Origin of the sequence: Streptomyces sichuanensis (assembly GCF_020328095.1) — a bacterium.
GTDB lineage: Bacteria > Actinomycetota > Actinomycetes > Streptomycetales > Streptomycetaceae > Streptomyces > Streptomyces cinnamoneus.
Genome location: NZ_JAIXMK010000147.1, coordinates 1 through 18,307, shown reverse-complemented (window position 1 = coordinate 18,307; position 18,307 = coordinate 1). Strand labels below are relative to the sequence as shown.

Annotated in this window: 17 protein-coding genes and 1 riboswitch; of the genes, 9 read left to right on the top strand and 8 right to left on the bottom strand. The window is 75.6% G+C overall.

The genetic code is table 11. The features are described 5' to 3' along the window. On the top strand, positions 1–1,947 hold a 1,947-nt coding region (locus LE181_RS28635; RefSeq protein WP_225664415.1), incomplete at its 5' end, for a transglutaminase TgpA family protein. A 536-nt stretch (positions 1,948–2,483) separates the two neighbouring features. Here LE181_RS28635 and LE181_RS28630 read toward each other — a convergent pair. From LE181_RS28630 to LE181_RS28620, 3 genes are all read right to left on the bottom strand, one after another. Further along, positions 2,484–2,885 (bottom strand): SCO2097 family morphological protein, encoded by a 402-nt coding sequence (locus LE181_RS28630; RefSeq protein ID WP_225664414.1) that lies wholly within the window; start codon positions 2,883–2,885, stop codon positions 2,484–2,486. Positions 2,886–3,122: 237 nt separating this feature from the next. Next, on the bottom strand, positions 3,123–3,878 hold the full coding sequence (locus LE181_RS28625; RefSeq protein WP_225664413.1) for a methyltransferase domain-containing protein: 756 nt from the start codon (positions 3,876–3,878) through the stop codon (positions 3,123–3,125). Between the two features lie 137 nt (positions 3,879–4,015). Continuing rightward, on the bottom strand, positions 4,016–4,498 hold the full coding sequence (locus LE181_RS28620; RefSeq protein WP_225664412.1) for an SAV_6107 family HEPN domain-containing protein: 483 nt from the start codon (positions 4,496–4,498) through the stop codon (positions 4,016–4,018). 196 nt (positions 4,499–4,694) lie between these two features. Here LE181_RS28620 and LE181_RS28615 point away from each other — a divergent pair, with 196 nt between their 5' ends. The 4 genes from LE181_RS28615 (at position 4,695) to LE181_RS28600 (ending at position 10,119) form a co-directional block, all read left to right on the top strand. Continuing rightward, positions 4,695–5,498, top strand: a complete 804-nt coding sequence (locus LE181_RS28615; RefSeq protein WP_225664411.1) for an ATP-binding cassette domain-containing protein — start codon at positions 4,695–4,697, stop codon at positions 5,496–5,498. Further along, positions 5,470–7,596 (top strand): YhgE/Pip domain-containing protein, encoded by a 2,127-nt coding sequence (locus LE181_RS28610; RefSeq protein WP_225664410.1) that lies wholly within the window; start codon positions 5,470–5,472, stop codon positions 7,594–7,596. The genes LE181_RS28615 and LE181_RS28610 overlap by 29 nt, the downstream gene beginning before the upstream one ends. 35 nt (positions 7,597–7,631) lie before the next feature. Then, positions 7,632–8,243 carry a TetR/AcrR family transcriptional regulator gene (locus LE181_RS28605; protein WP_225664409.1) on the top strand — a complete coding sequence of 204 codons (612 nt, stop codon included), beginning with the start codon at positions 7,632–7,634 and terminating at the stop codon, positions 8,241–8,243. A gap of 367 nt (positions 8,244–8,610) precedes the next feature. Then, on the top strand, positions 8,611–10,119 hold the full coding sequence (locus LE181_RS28600; protein WP_225664408.1) for a phytoene desaturase family protein: 1,509 nt from the start codon (positions 8,611–8,613) through the stop codon (positions 10,117–10,119). 43 nt (positions 10,120–10,162) lie between these two features. Here the strand turns inward: LE181_RS28600 and LE181_RS28595 are convergent, their stop codons facing one another. The 5 genes from LE181_RS28595 to LE181_RS28575 all read right to left on the bottom strand — a co-directional run bounded on the left by LE181_RS28595 (position 10,163) and on the right by LE181_RS28575 (position 14,741). Further along, positions 10,163–11,137, bottom strand: coding sequence for a DUF1129 domain-containing protein (locus LE181_RS28595; protein WP_225664407.1), 975 nt, complete (start codon positions 11,135–11,137; stop codon positions 10,163–10,165). Positions 11,138–11,176: 39 nt separating this feature from the next. Further along, positions 11,177–12,094, bottom strand: coding sequence for a methylenetetrahydrofolate reductase [NAD(P)H] (gene metF, locus LE181_RS28590; protein ID WP_225664406.1), 918 nt, complete (start codon positions 12,092–12,094; stop codon positions 11,177–11,179). 164 nt (positions 12,095–12,258) lie between these two features. Then, the gene (gene thiE / locus LE181_RS28585) at positions 12,259–12,921 is read right to left on the bottom strand and encodes a thiamine phosphate synthase (RefSeq protein WP_225664405.1); all 663 of its coding nucleotides are present in this window, start codon (positions 12,919–12,921) and stop codon (positions 12,259–12,261) included. A 91-nt stretch (positions 12,922–13,012) separates the two neighbouring features. Then, entirely contained in the window at positions 13,013–13,378 is a 366-nt protein-coding gene (locus tag LE181_RS28580) for an Rv2175c family DNA-binding protein (protein ID WP_190065661.1), read from the bottom strand. A 136-nt stretch (positions 13,379–13,514) separates the two neighbouring features. Further along, on the bottom strand, positions 13,515–14,741 hold the full coding sequence (locus tag LE181_RS28575) for an NAD(P)/FAD-dependent oxidoreductase (protein WP_225664404.1): 1,227 nt from the start codon (positions 14,739–14,741) through the stop codon (positions 13,515–13,517). Positions 14,742–14,915: 174 nt separating this feature from the next. After that, positions 14,916–15,028, top strand: a riboswitch (TPP riboswitch). Between LE181_RS28575 and thiO the strand changes: the two genes are divergently transcribed. The 4 genes from thiO to LE181_RS28555 form a co-directional block, all read left to right on the top strand. Continuing rightward, positions 15,026–16,204: a glycine oxidase ThiO gene (gene thiO / locus LE181_RS28570; protein WP_225664403.1), complete on the top strand. Its 1,179-nt coding sequence runs from the start codon at positions 15,026–15,028 to the stop codon at positions 16,202–16,204. It overlaps the preceding riboswitch by 3 nt. Beyond that, the gene (gene thiS / locus LE181_RS28565) at positions 16,201–16,425 is read left to right on the top strand and encodes a sulfur carrier protein ThiS (RefSeq protein WP_225664402.1); all 225 of its coding nucleotides are present in this window, start codon (positions 16,201–16,203) and stop codon (positions 16,423–16,425) included. Before thiO ends, thiS begins: the two co-directional genes overlap by 4 nt. Before the next feature lie 5 nt (positions 16,426–16,430). Continuing rightward, positions 16,431–17,225 carry a thiazole synthase gene (locus tag LE181_RS28560; protein ID WP_225664401.1) on the top strand — a complete coding sequence of 265 codons (795 nt, stop codon included), beginning with the start codon at positions 16,431–16,433 and terminating at the stop codon, positions 17,223–17,225. A 121-nt stretch (positions 17,226–17,346) separates the two neighbouring features. Beyond that, a partial coding sequence (locus LE181_RS28555; protein WP_225664400.1) for a protein kinase domain-containing protein occupies positions 17,347–18,307 on the top strand: 961 nt, incomplete at its 3' end.

Below are 18,307 nucleotides of genomic sequence, written 5' to 3'. Positions count from 1 at the left end.
GGCGCCGGGCTGGCCGAGGGCGGCTCGGACCGGCTATGGTTCCTGGCGGCCGCGGCCGGCTACCTGCTGCTGCTCCTGGCCGAGAGCCGGGACCGGCTCGCCCGGTGGGGCCGGGTCTTCGGCGCCCCCGGGCGGCCCCCCGCGGGCGGCTCGGCGCCCGGCTCCGGCCTCGCCCCGGCCCCGGTGCGCACGGGGCGGCGGATCGGGGCGCTGGCCCTGGGGCTGTCGCTGGCGATCCCGGCCGTCCTGCCGTCCATCGACGGCGGGTTGCTGCGGCCGCAGGGCAAGGCGGCGGGCCCCGGGCGCGACGGCGGCACCATCTCGGCCGTCAATCCGCTCGTTTCGCTGCAGAACAGCCTCAACCAGCCCGAGAACCGCGAGCTGCTGCGCTATCGCACCTCCCCGGCGGCCACCGGGGACCTGTACCTGCGCATCGTCGCGCTCGACCATTTCGACGGGGCGTCATGGCGCGCCTCGGAGCGGCGCATCACCGACGTGCCGCTGCCGCTGCCCGCCCCCGTCGGCCTGGCCCCCGGGGTGCGGGCGGACCCGGTCGCCCTCGCCGTCTCGGCCGCCGAGGGCTACGGGCAGAACTACCTCCCCATGCCGTATCCCGCCGACACGGTCCGCCTCACCGGCCGGTGGCGGTACGAGCCCGAGGGCCGGACGCTGGTCGGCGACCACGGGCAGACCACCCGGGGCCTGAGCTACGAGGTCTCCAGCCTCCGGGTGCAGCCCACGGCCGCCCAGTTGGCGGCCGCGCCCGCCCCGCCGGAGCAACTGCTGCGCGAGTACACGCGGGTGCCGCAGACGCTGCCGAAGGTGGTGGCGACGACGGCCCGGAAGGTGACGGCGGGAGCGGCGAACGCGTACGAGCAGGCGGTGAAGCTGCAGGACTGGTTCTCCGTCAACGGCGGCTTCCAGTACGACACCGAGGTGCGTTCGGGCAGCGGACCCGACGCCATGGCGCGGTTCCTGGAGGAGAAGAAGGGCTTCTGCATCCACTACTCGTTCTCCATGGCGGCCATGGCCCGCACCCTGGGCATCCCCGCACGCGTCGCGGTCGGCTTCACGCCGGGCACCCCGCAGACGGACGGCTCGGTGTCGGTCGGTTCCAAGGACGCCCACGCCTGGCCCGAGCTGTACTTCGAGGGCGCGGGGTGGACGCGGTTCGAGCCCACGCCGAGCCGGGGCACGCCGCCGGAGTACACGGTCGTCCCTTCCCCGGCCCTGCCCGACCCCGAGGGCCCCGCGCCGCCGCCCCGCCACTCGGCCGCGCCCGTCCCGGCGCCCGCGGACCGCACGGACTGCCCGCCGCAGCTGAGGAAGGACGGCGGCTGCCCGCGGCCCGCGCAGGAGGAGGCGAGCGCCGGCGGAGGGGGCGGCGGGCCGTCGTGGACGGTGCTCGCGGGCATCGCGGCGGCGGCACTGGCCGCGCTCGTCCTGCCCGTGCTGCCGCTGCTGTGGCGGGTGCGGACCCGGGCCCGGCGCCTGCGCCCCGGACCGGGCTCGGGCACGGACCGGGCCGGGCCCGGTGGGGCGAGGACGCGCACGCTGGCCGCGTGGCGGGAGCTGACCGACTCGGCCTGGGACTACGGGATCCCGCCCGACGAGTCCCTGACGCCCAGGACGGCGGCGGACCGCATCGTGCGGGCCGCGGCCCTGGAGGGGCCGCCCGCGGCGGCCGCGGGCCGGCTGGCGACGGCCGTCGAGCAGGTGCTGTACGCCCCCGCGCCCCGTCTGACGGGCGAGCCCGCGGCGGACGCCGAAGCCGTCCGCGCCGGGCTCCGGGCCTCGGCCGGCCGCCGGGCCCGCCTCCGCGCCCTCCTGGCCCCCCGCTCGGCAGCCCGCATCGCCTGGCACCTCACCCACCGCTGGTCGCACACCAGGTCCCGCCTACGCCGCCGGCCCGGCGGAAACGGGGCCCGGGGCGTGTCCACGAAGTAGCGCCGTAGGCCGCGGAGGGCTCGGCCGCAGCGTCGGGTGGAAGGCGCGGCCGGGGCCCCCGGCGGGGGCACCTCGCGGCGACGGCCGGAGTGGCGTCGCGGGCGGGGCGTTCGCCGCCACGGCCCGGGGTGTGTCCGGGGCGCTCGGCCGCAGCCCCGCGGCGTCCGGCGCCGGGGCGTATCCCGGCCCTGGCCGGGGTGGCGTCGCAGGCCGGGCGCTGGGCGCGCGGCGCCCTGCGGTTCCCGGACGGCGGCAGGAACGGCGCCTGTTCGCGGTGTCGGCCCCGCGAGGCCCGGCCCCGCCGGGTCGGCACTCGGCCGGCGGTCTCCGTGCCGCGGAACACCCGGGCCGGAGCCGGCGCCGCGGGCGTCCGCCCCCCGCCCCGCAGGGCCCCCGAAGCACCGCGGGAGCCCGGATGCGTGCGGGCAGCGCCGCGGCGCCCGGCGCTCCGTGCCGCAGTGGGTGCCCGGACATGCGGCAGGGGCCGGAAACGTGGTTCCGGCCCCCGGGGGCGTTGCTCAAGAAGGTTGTCGGGCCTAGTGGCCCTGCTCGTCACGGCGGCGCTGCCACCGCTGCTCGATGCGGTCCATCATGCCGACGCGTCGACGGCCGCCGGCCGTGCGCCGGGGCGTTCCCGCCGGGCCGGCGCCCCGCTGGGCCCCGGGCTTCGGCGCCTTGCGCCACCCCGTCACCGCGAGCACGGCGCAGGCCAGCATGACCAGGAAGCCCGCCACGCTGATCCAGATCCGCTGGGCGACCATTCCGGCCATGAGGAGCGCGATGCCCACCAGAAAACCCGCGACCGCCTGGTAGACCCGTCGCCGGGTGTACGTGCGCAGGCCGCTGCCTTCGAGCGCTGTCGCGAACTTGGGATCTTCGGCGTACAGCGCTCGCTCCATCTGCTCGAGCATGCGCTGCTCGTGCTCCGAGAGCGGCACGGAGTCCTCCTACTCGTCGGTCGCGGGGGGCGACCGGGGTGCGACCCTTTCAGGATAGGCAGGGAATCGCCCCCGTGAAACCCGCCCCTCTGCGCCAAATCGGCCACCGGCCCCGGTGTGGCGGTCGATGCCGTCGGGACGTACATTCCCTGCTCGCCGATCCGCCATGCCGGACGGTGTCCCCCGATCATACGGGGCGATCGGGCCGATCGGGTGGCCCGCGTCCGATGCGTGGAATCAGCCGCGCTCGGCGAGGACGTGCAGCTGGGTGGCCACCGAGTGGAAGGCGGGCAGCTCGGCGGCGGCGGCCTCCAGTTGCAGGAGCGCGTCGAGGGCGCCGGGCTCGGCGTCGACGAGGACTCCGGGCACCAGATCCGCGAAGATGCGCACGCCGTGCACCGCCGTGACCTGCAGGCCGGCGGCGTCGACGAGGCCGGAGAGCTCGTCGGCGGAGAACCGGCGGGTGACCGGGTCACCGGCGCCCCAGTGCCCGGCGGGGTCGGTCAGGGCCTGACGGGCCTCGGTGAAGTGCCCGGCGAGGGCCCGCGCGAGCACGGCACCGCCGAGCCCGGCGGCCAGCAGGCTGAGGGTGCCGGAGGCGCGGAGCGCGGCGGCGGCGTTGCGGATGCCCTCGGCGGGGTCGTCCACGTACTCCAGCACGCCGTGGCACAGCACCAGGTCGTAGCCGTCGCGCTCGACGACGTCGAACAGGCCGTGCGCATCGCCCTGGACGCCGCGCACGAGGTCGGCGACGCCGGCCTCGGCGGCCCGGCGCTCCAGCGCGAACAGGGCGTTGGGGCTGGGGTCGACGACGGTGACCCGGTGGCCGAGGCGGGCGAGCGGCACGGCGAACTTGCCCGAGCCGCCACCGGTGTCGAGGACGTCCAATGCCTCCCGGCCGGCGGCCTTGACCCGGCGGTCGAGGGCGTCCCGCAGGACCTCCCAGACCACGGCGGTACGAAGGGATGCCCGGGGGCGCAGGGGCTCTGACACGGCGGGTGGCTCCTCGACGGCGACGTTGGGGCCGGCGGACGGCTGCCGACGGCGCCACCAGCCTAATGGCCACCGCCGGACGGCTCCCCGCGCCGCCCCGCGCTCCGGCGGCCGGCGCCGGGCCCCGGCACGCCCGGCTACCCGGCCGGCGGCTGCCGGGGCAGCCGCGGCTGGAGGACCAGCATGTGCTCGACCAGGCGCAGGAAGGCGTCGGCGTCGCGCAGCAGGTCGTCGGCCTCCCGGCTGCCGGCGGCGGAGCGTATGCCCGCCTCGGCCCGGGCCCGGCGTGCCGCGCCGGAGGCGAACAGGGCGCTCCACTCGGAGAGTTCGGGCGCCACCTCCGGCAGCACCTCCCAGGCGCTGCGGATGCGGCGGCGGCCGCGCGGGGACGCCTCGGGGCGGCCCCGGACGGCGAGCACGGCGGCGGCGGTCCGCAGGGCGGCGAGGTGTGCGGTGGCGTACCGCTCGTGGGGCGCCTCCAGGGCGGCGGCCTCCGTCAGGCCCTGGCGGGCCTGGGCGAGCAGGTCGAGGACGGCGGACGGGGTCGTGGGGCGGGGCGGTGCGTCCCACCCCGCCGGGGGCGAGGCAAAGGGGCGGACGTCGTTCGCGCTCGTGGCCATGACGAACCTCCTTCGTCGGGGCGGCGCGCCGCACGGTGACGGGGCCGCCGTATGGAGCCATCGTGGGGCACACCACTGACAATCTGCCCTGACCTGCACGAACGCCCGTGACGCAGGGGTGGGTTGACGCACGGGGGGTCTTGGCGGCCATACTTTTTGCACTGACCAGTCAGTTCAAGATCGTTGGAGGTCGCCCGTGGACAGCACCCCGCACGGAGCCGCGATCACCGCCGTGGGCCTCGGCCTGAAGGGGCCGCGCGGCTGGGTGTTCCGCGATGTGGACGTCGACGCCCCGCCCGGCTCGCTCGTCGCCGTGGAGGGCCCTTCCGGTTCCGGCCGCACCTGTCTGCTGCTCACTCTCACCGGACGTATGCGCATCACCGAGGGCCGCGCCGCCGTCGGCGGCCACGCGCTGCCCGCACGGATGCCGGCCGTCCGCCGGTCGAGCGCCCTGGCGCACGTCCCCGGCGTCTGCGAGCTCGACCCCGCGCTGACCGTCGCCGAGCACCTGCGCGAACGGATGCTGCTGCAGCGCCGTTTCGGCGGCCCGCCCCTCGCCCTCCTCCGCCGCCGTGCCGCCCGCTCCGAGGACCGGGCCCGGGCCACCGCCGTCCTGACCGCCGCCGGGCTCGACACGGAGGCGCTGCCCAAGGGCGCGGACACGGCCGTACGGGACCTGGGGCGGCTGGAGGCCCTGCGGCTGTCGCTGGCCCTGGCCCTGGTCGGGGGGCCGCGCCTGATCGCCGTGGACGACACCGACCTCAAGCTCTCCGACGCCGAACGCGACCGCGCCGGGGAGCTGCTGCGCTCGCTCGCCGCGAGCGGCACGACCGTCCTCGCCGTCTGCAGCAGGGCACCCGACGGCGCCGTCGTCGTCCCGACCGCCCCGGCCGCGCGCGATGCGGCCGGACGTGCCGCCCGGAGCAGCCGTCCGGCCCCGGTGGGCCGCCTCCGGAAGGGAGGTGCTGCGGATGCGCTCCCCGCGACTGGCCGCGCTTGAGCTCAGGCGCTTCGGGCGGGGCCGGCTGCCGCGTGCCGCCCTCGTCGCGCTCCTGGTGCTGCCGCTGCTCTACGGCGCCCTGTACCTGTGGTCGTTCTGGGATCCCTACGGGCGGCTGGACAAGGTTCCCGTGGCGCTGGTCAACGCCGACCGGGGCGCCACCGTGGACGGCACGAGGACGAACGCCGGCGACTCCCTCGCCCAGGGCCTGCGGGACAGCAAGTCCTTCGACTGGCACACCACGAGCGCCGCCGACGCCCGCAAGGGCATCGAGAAGGGCACGTACTACCTCTCGCTGACCATCCCCGCCGACTTCAGCGCACGGCTCGCCTCCAGCTCCGGCAACGCCCCGGAGACGGGCGCGCTCCAGGTCCGCACGAACGACGCCAATAATTACATCGTCGGCCAGATATCCCGGTCGGTCTTCTCCGAAGTGCGCGCGGCCGCCTCGCGGAAGACCTCGCGCTCCTTCTACGACAAGATCTTCCTCTCCTTCTCCGACCTCCACGACAAGACCGCCGAGGCGGCGTCCGGCGCCGACCGGCTCGGCGAGGGCATCGGCACGGCGCGCAAGGGGGCCGGGGACCTCAAGGACGGCCTGGCGAAGGCCGAGCGGGGCAGCGGCGACCTGGAGGCCGGCGTCGGCAAGCTGCACACCGGCGCCGGGACCCTGGACGAGAAGTCCGGTGAACTCGCCACGGGCGCGCGGAAGGTCGCGGCCGGCACCCAGCAGCTGGCCGACAAGGTCAACGGCGTGGCGGGCCGCGAGGGGGCGTTCGTCAAGGAACACGCCCGGGAGATCGGGCGGACCGCCCGCCTCGTCGCCAAGGAGGCCAAGACCCTGCGCGAGCACCTCGGCGACCTCCCCTCCCCGGCTGTCACCGCCGCCCTCGCCAGGACGAGCCGCACGAGCGCGGACGCCCTGGCCGCCGTCCACGAGCAGCAGTGCGCGGCACGCCCCGCCGACTTCTGCCCCGCCCTGGAGAAGGCCCTCTTCGCCGCCCGGCAGTCGGCCGCCGGCGCCGCACGGCTCGACGCGCTCGTACGGAACGAGGACGGCGCACTGGACCGGCTCCCCGGCCGGCTGGACACCCTGCGCGGCGCTGCCGAGCGGCTGGCCGACGAGGCCCCGGACCTGGGCCGGGACATCGACAGTGCCGTGCGCAAGGTCAACGCCCTCAACGACGGCGCCCGGCAGCTCGCCGACGGCGCCGGCCGCCTGCACAGCGGGGCCGGTCAGCTCCACGACGGCCTGGGCACGGCCAAGGAGGGGGCCGCCGGCCTCGACAGCGGCATCGGCAGGCTGCGCGAGGGGGCCGACAAGCTGCAGGGCGGCATGGTCAAGCTGTCCGACGGCTCGGCCGAACTCGCCGGCGGCCTGCACGACGGGGTGGCGAAGATCCCCGCCTACGGCAAGAAGGACCGCGACGCCCGCACCGAGGTGATGGCCGACCCGGTCACCCTGGCCTCGCACGCCCTGCACAAGGCGCCCAATTACGGCACCGGTTTCGCCCCGTACTTCATCCCGCTGTCCCTGTGGGTCGGGGCGATGGTCGCCTACATGCTCATCCAGCCGCTCAACCGCCGCGCCCTGGCCGCCGGGGCCTCCGCGTGGCGGATCGCCCTCGCCGGCTGGCTCCCCGTCGTCGCCGTCGGCGTGCTGCAGGCCGGTGCCCTGCTGGCCGTCCTGCACTGGGCGCTGGGCCTGCGCATGGTGCACGCGGCGGGCACCGCGGCCTTCCTCGCGCTCGTCACCTCCTGCTTCGCCGCCATCGTGCAATGGCTGGGCGCCCGCTTCGGGCCGGCCGGCCGCATCCTGGTGCTGGCGCTGCTGATGCTGCAGCTGACGTCGGCGGGCGGCACGTACCCGGTGCAGACCAGTCCGGGGTTCTTCAACGCCATCCACCCCTTCCTGCCGATGAGTTACGTGGTGGAGGGCCTGCGCCACCTCATCACCGGCGGCGGCCTGGCGCCCGTGTGGCAGGCGTGCGGCGTGCTGGCGGCGTTCACGGCCGGCGCGCTCGCCCTGACGGCCCGGTCGGCGCGCACCAAACAGGTCTGGTCGGTCGACCGGCTCCACCCGGAACTCACTCTGTGAGCGCGGCCACTGCGAGTACAGGGAGAATCACTCTCATGGACAGCAGCAGTACGCGCCGGCAGAACACCCGGCGGAAGCTCTTCGAGGCGGCGGTCACCCTCATCGCCGAGCAGGGGTTCTCCTCCACCACGGTGGACGAGATCGCCGAGCGCGCCGGGGTGGCCAAGGGCACGGTCTACTACAACTTCGCCAGCAAGACCGTGCTCTTCGAGGAGCTCCTGCGGCACGGCATCGAGCTGCTCACCGACTCCCTGCAGGCCGCCGCCGACGAGACGGCCGAGCGGGGCGGCAGCCGGGTCGACGCCCTCGACGCGATGATCCGGGCGGGCCTGGACTTCATCACCCGCTACCCCTCGCTCACGCAGCTGTACGTGGCCGAGCTCTGGCGCACCAACCGGGCCTGGCAGTCGACGCTGATGCAGGTGCGGCAGAAGGCGATCGCGGTGATCGAGTCCGTCCTGCGGGAGGCGGTGGCGTCCGGCGAACTGAGTCCGGAGATCGACGTTCCGCTCACGGCGTCCGCCCTGTTCGGGATGGTGCTGGTGGCGGCGCTGGACTGGCAGTCGTTCCAGCCGGAGCGGTCGATCGACGAGGTGCACTCGGCGCTCTCCCGGCTGCTGCAGGGGCGGGTGGGCGGCGGCCGCTAGGCCGCGTCCGCCCGCAGCACGTGCGGCGCCGTTCCGGTGCGGACCGATCCCCCTCGGTCCGCACCGGAACGGCGCTCCCCCGTGTTCCCCCGTATCTCCCCCGGGCCCCGTGGGGCCCCCGTACCCCCCGGTCGCGTCAGGGCCGCCGTGCCGTTCCGCCGCCCCGTGTCGGCGGTGCCGGCGCCGGCGTCCCTTCCGCGACCACCACTCTCCCTTCCGGACCGGTGCCGCCCCATCCGCGCACGTACTCATCTCGCGCCCTGAGTACGCGTACTCAGCCGTGGGCCCGCGCACCCGGACGGCCGGCGCCGGACGCGGCAGGGGCGCTGGTCGGGGGTTGTCGGTGGGGCCGGATAAAGTCGGGCGCATGGCACGGATTGCGGTGATCGGCGCCGGGATGGGCGCGATGGCAGCCGCTGCCCGGCTGGCCGTCGCGGGCCACCGGGTGGCGGTGTACGAGCGCGCGGGGACGTACGGCGGTGGCGTCGGCCGGCTCGCGCGGGACGGGTTCGTCTTCGACACGGGGCCGGGGCTGCTGCATCTGCCCGCCGTCTACCGCGACCTGTTCGTCAAGACGGGCAAGGAGTCGCTGGAGCAGAGCCTGGCCCTGTTCCAGGTCGACCCCGCGAGCCGGCATCTGTTCGCCGACGGAACGGACTTCTCCCTGCCCAACGCCTCGCGCGCCGGCGTCGTCGCGGCGCTGGACGGCGCCCTCGGCGCGGGCGCCGGCGAGAAGTGGAGCGAGCTGGTCAACCGGGCGCGCGAGGTGTGGGACGCCACGCGCCGCCCGCTGCTGGAGGAGCCGCTGCGGGCCGAGCGCACCGAGGCCCTGGGCGGCGATCCGTATCCGGCGGTGCGCCGGCGCGGGCTGTTCCGGCGGAACGCACCGGTGACGCTGGCGTCGGTCGCGGAGCGGGAGTTGCGCGACCCCCGCCTGGTGGCCCTGCTGGAGAGCCACGCCCTGGCCTACGGCCTCGACCCGCGCAGCGCCCCCGCGAGCGCGACGGTCCTGCCGTACATGGAGCAGACCTTCGGCAGCTGGTACGTCGGCGGGGGCCTGCGGGGCCTCGCGGACGCGCTGTACGAGCGGTGCGTGGCGCGCCGGGTGGAGTTCTCCTTCGGCGCCGAGGCCGTGGGCGTGGTGGAGAAGGACGGGCGCGCGGCCGGGGTGCGGCTGGCCGACGGCAGCGTGGCCGAGGCGGACATGGTGGTGGCCGGGGTCTCCCCCGGCCGGCTGGCGGCGCTCGCCCCGGGCGCGGCCGGGCCGCCGGCCGCCGGGGCGGCGCCGGTGCCGCCTAGCAGGTTCAGCGTCTTCCTGGCGCTCGGCGGGGCGCGCCCGGAGGGCACCGTGCACCGCACGGTGGTCCACGCGGGCGACCGGGCCGCCGAGTTGGCGGCGGTCTTCGGCACGGGGCCGGCCGGCGGCTACGGGCCGACGGTGACCGTCCTACGGCCGGACGACGCCGCCACGCGCCCGGACGACGGGCACGAGGCCGTGACGCTCACGGCCACGGTGGCGCCGCAGGGGCGGGTCGACTGGAGCGAGGAGCGGACGGCCGGTGCGTTCGCTGACCGGCTGGTGCAGGCCGCCGAGGCGGCGATACCGGGCCTGCGGGAACGGCTGCTGTGGCGGGAGGTGCGCACTCCGGCCGATGCGGAGGCGGCGACCGGCGCCGAGGGGGGCGGGGTGCCCGCGCCCGTACTGGCCGGGGGTGCGGGGGCGTTCCTGCGTCCCGGCAATCTCACGGACCTGCCCGGGCTCTACCGCGTGGGCGGCTTCGCCCATCCCGGCGGCGGGCTGGCCCACGCCGGGATGTCGGGAGCGCTGGTGGCCGGTCTGATCGTGGACGGCGCGGACTGGCGCGGCTCGCAGTGAGCCCCGGCACCGCCCCGCCGCCGGTGGCGGGGCGGCCCCGGCGTCAGTAGCGGTAGCGCTGTTCGTCGTAGCCGTTGCTGCCGGGGAGCTGCTGCGGCGGGTAGGGCTGCTGCTCGGCCGGGTTCGCCGGGTCGACGGGGTTGTTGGCGTCCCGCTGCTGCGGCACCCACACGCCGCCCGGCGGGGTGTCCATGTCGTACCCCTGCGAGGCGTAGGTCCCCGCGGTGTAGCCCCCGCCGCCGTACTGCTGCTGGGGGTAGGGCTGCTGCTGGCCGTAGGCGTCGTACTGCTCGTAGGCCGGGGAGCGGTTGCCGATGTACGGGTCGGAGTAGGACGCGTACTGCTGCTGGTCCTGCCCGTAGTCGAACTGGCCGGCGTAGCCGCCCTGGGCGGGCGCGCCCGCCGTTCCGGCCGTCTGCTCGCCGCCGCCGTACGTGCCGTAGGCGCCCGCCGGGTAGCCGGCGGAGTCGTAGCCGGTGGCCGGCGGGTGCTCGGCGGTCGGCTGCTGGGGCACGTTGGGCATGAGGTCGGTCACGCCGCCGTCCGCGGCGGGGACGGCCGGGACCGCGTCGGGCCCGGAGGCCGGGAGCGTCACGTCGGCCGCGGGGGCCGGTGCGGGGGACGCGGGGCGGTCGCCACCCCTGCGGCGCCGCCCGGCGCGTGACGTGGCGTCGGCCCGGCCCGTTGTGCCGCCCGCCTTCGCGGCCGCGGCGCCCCGGCCCTTCGTGGCGCCCGCCTTCCCGGCGTCGGCGCCCTCGTCGTCGGTGCGGCGCAGGGCCCAGCCGCGGGAGAAGCCCCGGCGGAAGGAGAGCGTGACGAAGGTCTGGCCCACCGCGAAGGCGATGGCGCCGACGACGATGACGGCCACGGACGGGATCACCACGCCCGCGACGACGCCGAGGAAGCCGACGAACGCGAGGAGCCGCCAGCGCAACCGCGCCTTGTACTGCAGCAGCACCTCGCCGAGCAGCCAGAGCGCGACGACCCCGAACGCGATGTAGAGGACCGTCCAGCCCATTAGCGCCCCTCTCGTGCGGCCGCCGTCGCCGGCCGGCCGTCAGGACCGCTGGTGCAGTCCCAGATTCTCGTAGATCTCCAACGTGGCCGTGGAGTGGTTCAGGGTAATGAAGTGCAACCCGGGAATCTCCTCGGCCATCAACCGGGCACACAGATCCGTCGCGTACTCGATTCCGATCGAGCGTACAGCGGCCGTGTCATCTTTCACCGCGAGGATCCTCTCCGCCAGGTCCGGGGGGAACGCCGCGTTGCTGAGCTGTGCGAATCGTTCAATTTGTCGCACATTGGTGACCGGCATGATTTCCGGAATGATCGGAGTGTCACACCCTGCTGCCGCTACGCGATCGCGGAGCCGGAGGTAGTCCTCGGGGTAGAAGAACATCTGGGTGATCGCGAAGTCGGCGCCGGCCCGGCATTTGTCGACGAAGTACCCGATGTCCGTCTCCCAGTCGCTGGACCGGGGGTGCATCTCGGGGAAGGCGGCGACGCCCACGCAGAAATCACCCGACTCCTTGATGAGCCGGACCAGGTCCGCGGCGTACTGCACGCCGTCCGGGTGGCGCACCCACTCGCCCATCGGGTCACCGGGCGGATCGCCGCGCAGCGCGAGCATGTTGCGGATGCCGACGTCGGCGTACTGGCCGATGACGTTGCGCAGTTCCGCCACGGAGTGGTTCACCGCGGTCAGGTGGGCGACGGGGGTGAGAGTGGTGTCGGTCGCGATGCGCTCCGTCGCCCGGACGGTGCCCTCGCGGGAGGAACCTCCGGCGCCGTAGGTCACGGAGACGAAGGTGGGCCCGACCGCCTCGATGCGCCGGATGGCGTTCCACAGCGTCCGCTCGCCCTTCGGCGTCCGCGGGGCCGCGAACTCGAAGGAGTACGAGCGCTCGCCGGAAGCCAGCAGGTCACGCACGGTGCGAGCGTGGTCCGTCCTGGTGGAGGCAGTACCAAGGGCCATACCGGCAAGTTAACCAGCGGGGCGGGCACCCCCCAAGCGACTTCGGCGATATGCCCGTTTCACCCACCTGCTGTTCACATACCGTCTCACTCTTCGGACGACGGCCCTGTCCTGCAACACTTCACGACCCCCGGCAGCCTCCCGGCAGAAGCCGCGGGCCGGTCCTAGCTGCCGGCCCCGGCGTACGCGCGGACCCGCCGGGCGAGCTGCGCGGCGGCCTCGCCCGGGTCGTCGGCCTCGGTGATGGCACGGACCACCACGACGCGGCGCGCGCCGGCCTCCAGCACCTCGTCCAGATTGCCGGCGTCGATCCCGCCGATGGCGAACCACGGGCGCACCGGCTCCAGCGACGCGGCGTAGCGCACCAGGTCCAGGCCCGGGGCGTGGCGGCCGGGCTTGGTGGGGGTCGGCCAGCAGGGGCCGGTGCAGAAGTAGTCCACGCCGGGCTCGGCGACGGCGGCGTCGACCTCCGCCTCGGCGTGCGTCGAGCGGCCGATCAGCACGTCCTCGCCGAGGAGGGCGCGGGCGGCGGGCACCGGCAGGTCGCCCTGGCCCAGGTGCAGCACGTGGGAGCCGGCGGCGTGCGCGACGTCCGCGCGGTCGTTGACGGCCAGGAGCCGGCCGTGGCGGCGGGCGGCCTCGGCGAAGACGGCGAGGTGCTCCAGCTCCTCCCCCGCCTCCATGCCCTTGTCGCGCAGCTGGACGACGTCCACGCCGGCGGCGAGGACGTCGTCGAGGAACTCCGGCAGGTCGCCCTGGCGCTTGCGCGCGTCGGTGCACAGGTACAGCCGGGCGTCGGCGAGCCGCTCGCGCGCGGTGACGGACATCGGGTGTCTCCCCCAAAGTCGGCGGCGTACGGGCCGGGGCGAGCCTGACGGCTGCCCCGGCCCGTACGCCGGACGGTTCACTTGCTCTCGGTCAGACGGCGAGCGCCTGGGCGCGGCGCTTTACCTCCGTGCCGCGATTCTCGCGCAGCGCCTGCGCGGGGGTGCCGGGCAGGGTGGGGTCGGGGGTGAAGAGCCACTCCAGCATTTCCTCGTCGCTGAAGCCGTCGTCCCGCAGCAGCGTCAAGGTCCCGGCCAGGCCCTTGACCACCTTGCCCTCGCCGATGAAGTCGGCGGGCACCATGAGCACTCGGTTCTCGCCACGGCGCACGGCGATCAGCTGGCCTTCCTTGACCAGCTGCCGGACGCGCGTCACCTCCACGTCGAGCTTTTCGGCGATGTCGGGGAGGTTGAGCCAGGCGGGGACGAGAGCATCGATCTTTGCGTCAATCTCGGTCACGGGACAAGCCTGCCATCCGGGACTGACAGCCGGTAGCCGGGTTGACCCGAGCCGGGCCGGGAACCCCGCCGGACGTCACCCCACCGGCCGCGCGGAGCCGGGCCGGAGCCGGGCCGGAGCCGGGCCGGAGCCCGGGTCAGAGCGCCGCGGACTTCAGTGGAACGGAGGCGTCCGCGGCCCTGGCCCGGTCGATGGCGGCGCCCTTCTCGATGAGCTTGCGCCCCTGGGCCAGGTCGCGGGGCCGCCCCACGGCCAGCAGGGCCACCAGGACGCCCGAGCGCAGCCAGCACACCGTCCAGGCCGCTCCGGTGGGGTCGCCGCGCCACAGGAGCTCGTCGGCGGCTCCGTGGTGGCCCGCGTACTGCACGAAGCGCCCGAACTGCTCGGACCAGAAGTACGGCACCGGGTCGTAGACGGGCCCCTCGGCCGGGCCGTGGACGATGTTCTCGGCGACGGTCCGCGGGCCCTGCAGGGCGTTGTCCCAGTGGTGCACCAGCAGCCGCTCCCCGTAGCGGGCCGAGGGGAAGGAGGAGCAGTCGCCGACCGCGTAGACGTCGGGCAGGGAGGTGCGCAGCCGGTCGTCGGTGACGACGGAACGGTCCGGCGCGAGCTCGATGCCCGAGCCGGCCAGCCAGCCGGTGGCCGGACGGGCGCCGATGCCGACGACCACCGCGTCCGCGGGCAGGCGCCTGCCGTCGGCCAGGAGCACCGCGCCGGGCTCCACGGCGGCCACCTGCGCGCCGGTGAGCAGCTGCGCGCCGCTGTGGGCGTACCACTGCGCCATGTGGGTGGCGACCTCGGCCGGCATGGCGCCCGCCAGCGGCCGGTCGGCGGCCTCGACGACGGTCACCCGGCAGCCGGCCTCCCGGGCGGCGGTCGCGAACTCCGCACCGATCCAGCCGGCGCCGACGGCGACGATGTCGCGCTGCTGGGCCAGCAGCGGGCGCAGCCGCTCGGCGTCGTCCACGGTGCGCAGCACGTGGACGCCGGGCAGGCCCTCGCTGCCGGGCAGGACGAGGGGCTCGGCGCCGGTGGCGATGACCAGCAGGTCGTACGGGACGGGTCCCTGCTGCGTGTCGAGGACGTGCTCGGCGGCGCGCAGCCCGGTGGCCTCCACGCCGAGCCGCAGGTCGATGCCGAGCGAGTCGAAGTCCACCTCGAAGGCGGATCCCTCCGCCCGTCCGAGGAGCACGGCCTTGGACAGGGGCGGCCGGTCGTAGGGCTGGTGGGGCTCGGCGCCCAGCAGGGAGATCGCGCCGTCCCAGCCCTGCTCGCGCAGGGCGACGGCGGTCTGCACCCCGGCCATGCCGGCGCCGACGATGACGACGCGCCGGCCACTGGAGGTGTTCGTCTGCTCGCTCACCCGGTCAACTCTAGGACGGCGGGCCGCGTCCGCCGGAGCACCGCGTGCCGAGACCTCTGACACAGCGTCACTGCACTGGCGGGCGTCACACCCGCCGCACGGGTGTCGCACCGGCCGCCCGCCGGGTGCGGACGCCCTTCCGGCCGGTCCGCGGCGCGTACTAGGGTGGCCGTTGCACGCACTCGCGGGAGCCCGGACGCACCGGGCTGAGAGGGAGGCTGGACGGCCTCCGACCGTACGAACCTGATCCGGGTCATGCCGGCGAAGGGAGGGGCTGGAAGCCCATGCACGCGCATCGCACTCCTGCGCAGCACACTTGCGACGTCCTCGTCATCGGCGGGGGCGTCATCGGCCTGGTCGTGGCCTGGCGGGCCGCCCAGCGCGGCCTGCGCACGGCCGTGGCCGACCCGGCGCCCGGCGGCGGGGCCGCCCGGGTGGCGGCCGGGATGCTCGCCGCCGTGACCGAGCTGCACTACGGCGAGCAGACGCTGCTGGCCCTCAATCTGGCCTCGGCGCGGCGCTACCCGGCGTTCACGGCGGAGCTGGAGGAGGCCAGCGGCCGGGACACCGGCTACCGCGCCTGCGGCACGCTGGCCGTCGCGCTCGACGCCGACGACCGGGCGCACCTGCGGGAGCTGCACGCCCTGCAGCAGCGCTCCGGTCTGGACGCACAGTGGCTGACCGGACGCGAGTGCCGCCGCCTGGAGCCGATGCTGGCGCCGGGCGTGCGCGGCGGGCTGCGGGTGGACGGCGACCACCAGACCGACCCCCGGCGGCTGGCCCAAGCCCTGCTGACGGCCTGTGAGCGGGCCGGGGTGGTCTTCCACCGCTCGGAGGCGGCGCGGGCGGTGCTCGCCCGGGGCCGGGCCGCCGGAGCGGAGCTCGCGGACGGCACCCGCGTCGCGGCCGGGCAGACCGTTCTGGCGGCGGGCAGCCTCAGCGGCCGCCTCGCGGGCCTGCCCGAGGAGGTGCTGCCGCCGGTCCGCCCGGTCAAGGGCCAGATCCTGCGGCTGCGCGTGCCGCGCTCGCACCGGCCGTTCCTGTCCCGGACCGTGCGCGCGGTCGTGCGCGGCGGGCCGGTGTACCTGGTGCCGCGGGAGAACGGCGAGCTGGTGGTCGGCGCGACGACCGAGGAGCTCGGCTGGGACACCACCGTGACGGCGGGCGGGGTCTACGAGCTGCTGCGCGACGCCCACGAGCTGGTGCCCGGCATCACCGAGCTGCCGCTGGTGGAGACCCTCGCCGGGCTGCGCCCCGGCTCGCCCGACAACGCCCCGCTGCTGGGACCGACCGAGGTGCCGGGCCTCCTCGCGGCCACCGGGCACCACCGCAACGGCGTGCTGCTCACCCCCGTCACCGGAGACGTGATGGCCGAGGTGCTCGCCACCGGCCGGCTGCCGGACGAGGCCCGCCCCTTCTCCCCCCGCCGCTTCACCACAGCACTCCAGGAGCAGTCCGCATGACCGGCAGCGAAGTCGCCCTCCACACCATCAGCGTCAACGGGGAGCACCGCGCCGTCCCCGCGGGAACGACCCTCGACGGGCTCGTCGCCACGCTCACCAGCGCGCACAGCGGCGTCGCCGCGGCCGTCAACGAGGCGGTCGTGCCGCGCGGCCAGTGGCAGGTCACCACGCTCGGGGACGGCGACCGGATCGAGGTCCTCACCGCGGTGCAGGGGGGCTGACCGACATGGCGGACGATCTGCTCACCATCGCCGACACGCCCTTCACCTCCCGGCTGATCATGGGGACGGGCGGCGCCCCCAGCCTCGACGTCCTCGAACGGGCCCTGCTGGCCTCGGGCACCGAGCTGACCACGGTCGCCATGCGCCGCCTCGACGCCACCGTGCGCGGCTCGGTGCTCTCCGTCCTGGACCGGCACGGCATCCGGGTGCTGCCGAACACGGCCGGCTGCTTCACGGCGGGCGAGGCCGTGCTCACCGCCCGGCTGGCCCGCGAGGCGCTCGGCACGGACTGGGTCAAGCTGGAGGTGATCGCCGACGAGCGCACCCTGCTGCCCGACCCCATCGAGCTGCTGGACGCGGCCGAGATCCTGGTGGACGACGGCTTCACGGTGCTGCCGTACACCAACGACGATCCGGTGCTGGCCCGCAAGCTGGAGGACGTCGGCTGTGCGGCGATCATGCCGCTGGGCGCCCCGATCGGCTCCGGCCTCGGCATCCGCAACCCGCACAACTTCCAGCTGATCACCGAGCGCGCGGGCGTCCCGGTGATCCTGGACGCGGGCGCGGGCACCGCCTCGGACGCCGCGCTGGCCATGGAGCTGGGCTGCGCGGCCGTGATGCTGGCCTCGGCGGTCACGCGCGCCCAGGAGCCGGTGACGATGGCGGAGGCCATGCGGCACGCGGTGGAGGCGGGCCGGCTGGCCCACCGGGCGGGACGGATCCCCCGCCGGCACTTCGCCGAGGCGTCGTCGCCGGTGGAGGGCAGGGCGGTGCTGGACCCGGAACGTCCGGCTTTCTGACGGCTCCGGCAGGCCGGGCCATCGCCGGCGGCGCCCGTTCCTGTCACTGTTCGGCTGCAGAAAGGGTGAGCGAGGCGCACCGCGTACGGGCTGCCGGTCATGGCTCGTAAACTCCTGTGCCGTGGATACGACCCTGCCGGACCCCCTCGTCGATCACCTGCTCGACGGCCGCTACCGCGTCGAGGCGCGGGTGGCCGTGGGCGGCATGGCCACGGTCTACCGCGCCATGGACACCCGCCTCGACCGGGTGCTGGCCCTGAAGGTGATGCACCCCTCGCTCGCCGCCGACGGCGCGTTCGTGGACCGTTTCATCCGCGAGGCCAAGTCCGTGGCCCGGCTCGACCACCCCAACGTGGTGAGCGTCTTCGACCAGGGCACCGACGGCCGGTACGTCTACCTGGCGATGGAGTACGTCGCCGGGTGCACGCTGCGCGACGTGCTGCGCGAGCGCGGGGCGCTGCAGCCGCGGGCGGCGCTCGACGTCGTCGAGCCGGTCCTGGCCGCGCTGGGCGCCGCGCACCTGGCGGGGCTGGTCCACCGCGACATGAAGCCGGAGAACGTCCTGATCGGCGACGACGGCCGGGTCAAGGTCGCCGACTTCGGCCTGGTGCGGGCGGTGGACACCAACACCACGACCAGCACCGGTTCCGTCCTGGGCACCGTCTCGTACCTGGCCCCGGAGCAGATCGAGCACGGCACGGCCGATCCGCGCGCCGACGTCTACGCCTGCGGCGTCGTCCTCTACGAGATGCTCACCGGCACCAAGCCGCACACCGGCGGGACCCCCGCGCAGATTCTCTACCAGCACCTCCACGAGGACGTGCCGGCGCCGTCGGCGTCCGTCCCGGGCCTCGCGCCCGGGCTGGACGCCCTGGTGGCCGCCGCCACCGCCCGCGACCCGCGGCTGCGCCCGGCCGACGCCGTCGCCCTGCTGGGCGAGGTGCGGGACGTGCGCGCGGCCCTGTCGGCCGAGCAGCTGGACGCGGCGCCGCCGCAGGCGGCGACGCCGTCCCCGGCCGGCGCGGCGGGCCCGGAGGACCGTACGAGCGTGATCCCGCGCCAGGTCGCCGCGCAGCCCCTGC